General features: G+C 61.9%; 2 protein-coding genes. One reads left to right on the forward strand and one right to left on the reverse strand.

The window, feature by feature from the left end:
• Window positions 1-405 precede the first annotated feature (405 nt).
• Window positions 406-708 carry a hypothetical protein gene (locus tag VI01_RS24460; protein ID WP_045816985.1) on the forward strand — a complete coding sequence of 101 codons (303 nt, stop codon included), beginning with the start codon at window positions 406-408 and terminating at the stop codon, window positions 706-708.
• 39 nt (window positions 709-747) lie between these two features.
• On the opposite strand, the gene VI01_RS24465 is transcribed toward VI01_RS24460, so the two are convergent.
• Window positions 748-1,908, reverse strand: coding sequence for a diguanylate phosphodiesterase (locus VI01_RS24465; RefSeq protein WP_045816986.1), 1,161 nt, complete (start codon window positions 1,906-1,908; stop codon window positions 748-750).
• Window positions 1,909-2,028: the final 120 nt, after the last annotated feature.

Raw genomic sequence — 2,028 nt, forward strand, 5'->3', positions numbered from 1 at the left:
GCCGCGTTCCCGTCCTCCACGTAAAGCTCGCCCAGCGGCTGTACAACGGCCCAGGGCGCGCCCAGCGTGCGGCGCAGCTGCAGGAGCTCCTGCGCCAACGCCACGATCTCCGCGTCATGACTGTCCGGATTCTCCGCGATCTGGCTGAGCCGGTCCTCGCTGATCATCGCTGCTTCCCCCTGTCCGTTATTGCCTGTTGCACTGATAGTCCGCCAGCGTATTGCCGGACATGCCCTGCTGACACATGCTGCAGGAACCTGCGGCGCTGAAAGGGGCTGAGTGACTGCCTTTACGAAATATTTACGCTTAATTCCGTGCTGACGGCTTGCAGAGTCCGCAACCAGTTCTACGCTGGGCAGACCAGTGAAAAGAGTACCGATTTTAAAACAATAAAAGGCGAAAAAAATGATTTTAAGTGAGTTTATGCTGAAGGTGAACCGCTGGCCTGACATGCATTTCACAGCAATTGAAAGCGAGCAGCGCGAGGCCGGCATTGAGATTTATGCCCTCGACTTCTCAAACCAGACCAAAAGCCGGCTGCTGATTTACCGCACGCCGGACGCGCAGCATGCGGCGGCCATGATGACGCATTTCCGCACCTGGCTTGAAAAGGCCAACCGCGGCAGGACCCTGCGGCAGGAAAAGGCTGATGTGCCCGCGGCCGTTATGGCCACGCAGCTTCCGCCTCACCGTGCCGCGTCCTGTTAATCATACGGGGCCCACGGGCCCCTGTTCTGTTCCTGCGCCTCAGACGGCCTCGCGTGTCTCCGGCCAGGCCACGGCCGCGCCCTCTGCGGTGAACAGCGACCCCTGAAAGTCAGTGACCCCTGCCGCCTCCAGCCACATCCACTCTTCCGGCTGCTCGATGCCCGCCGCGATGACGTTAATCTCCAGGGCAGAACAGCAGCGCAGCACCGCGTGCACCACCGCCTGGCGGGGTCCGCTGCGGTGAATATTGCGCACGATCGCGGCGCCGATGCGTACGCGGTCCGGCTGGACGTGCGCCAGCAGAGACAGCCCGGCGGAGCCGTCACCGAAGTTATCGACAGAGAGGCTGATGCCGGCCTGCTTCAGCTGCCGCACCGCTGCGGAAAATGCTTCCAGCTGAGAAATCACCTCCGTCTCGCTGACCCCCAGTATGATTTGCTGCGGCACCAGTTCAGCGCTGTCGATGGCGCGGACAATCCGGCCAACGGCATCCGGAACGGATACCAGCGTCCCGGGCAGAATGCTGAGGTAGAGCATCATGTCGTCAGGGCATGACCTGCCGGCTCTGTGCAGCGCCCCGGTGACCGCAGCGAGATTATGTACGTACATCGCATCGCCGGAGAGTCCCTCCGGCGCATCATCGGGTATGGCCTCAAGGGCCGTGACCTCACGGCCGAGCGGGTCGACCACCGGGCGGAAGGTCACGCCCGCCGCGGGCGCTGGTGACCCGTTCTCATCCGGCACAAAGTCCCAGTAGTCGGCGGGCAAAACCTCAAAGTAGTTTTCTTTCTCCCGGGCCTCCACGAAGGTTCGCAGAAACTGCAGGCCGCGATCGTCATAGGTCAGGCGGTACTTAGAGGTGCCGCGGTCAAGCACCGCCTGCAGCACGCTGCCGCGGGGGTGATGGCGCAGATCGAACAGCTCCATGCCGTGGTTGCCGAAGCGCCGCGACGGCGAGTAGTCGCGCATCAGCTCAACCACGTTGTGGTGACGCCGGTCGGCGCAGATGCGGCCGTAGATGTCCAGCACGCCGTCCTCCGGACCTTCCAGTATCTGAAAGAAGTGCGTGCCGTTAAACAGCAGGATGCCCGTCACCTGATGACGGGCGTTGAGCAGCGTTGCCTTCTCCACCATGCCCGGCAGAATGCTGACGGGCACGTCATCGGCGAGGTGGCTCCGGTAAATTATGGTTGTAAGCATTACAGGCTCCGTATTGCCGCAGATTGTCACGGGCACCATAGCAGCCGGCCGCACTTTCTCAAACCGGACCGGTAACGGGCACAGTGTGATGCGGAATGAATATCAGGGCTTGCCTGCAAC

The sequence above is a fragment of the Pantoea sp. SM3 genome (genome assembly GCF_000963995.1).
GTDB lineage: Bacteria > Pseudomonadota > Gammaproteobacteria > Enterobacterales > Enterobacteriaceae > Pantoea > Pantoea rwandensis_B.

What these genes read in the sequence shown, in the direction of transcription:
- VI01_RS24465 (WP_045816986.1), bottom strand. Translation starts at nt 1,908, where the DNA reads ATGCTTACAACCATAATTTACCGGAGCCACCTCGCCGATGACGTGCCC.
- VI01_RS24460 (WP_045816985.1), top strand. Translation starts at nt 406, where the DNA reads ATGATTTTAAGTGAGTTTATGCTGAAGGTGAACCGCTGGCCTGACATG.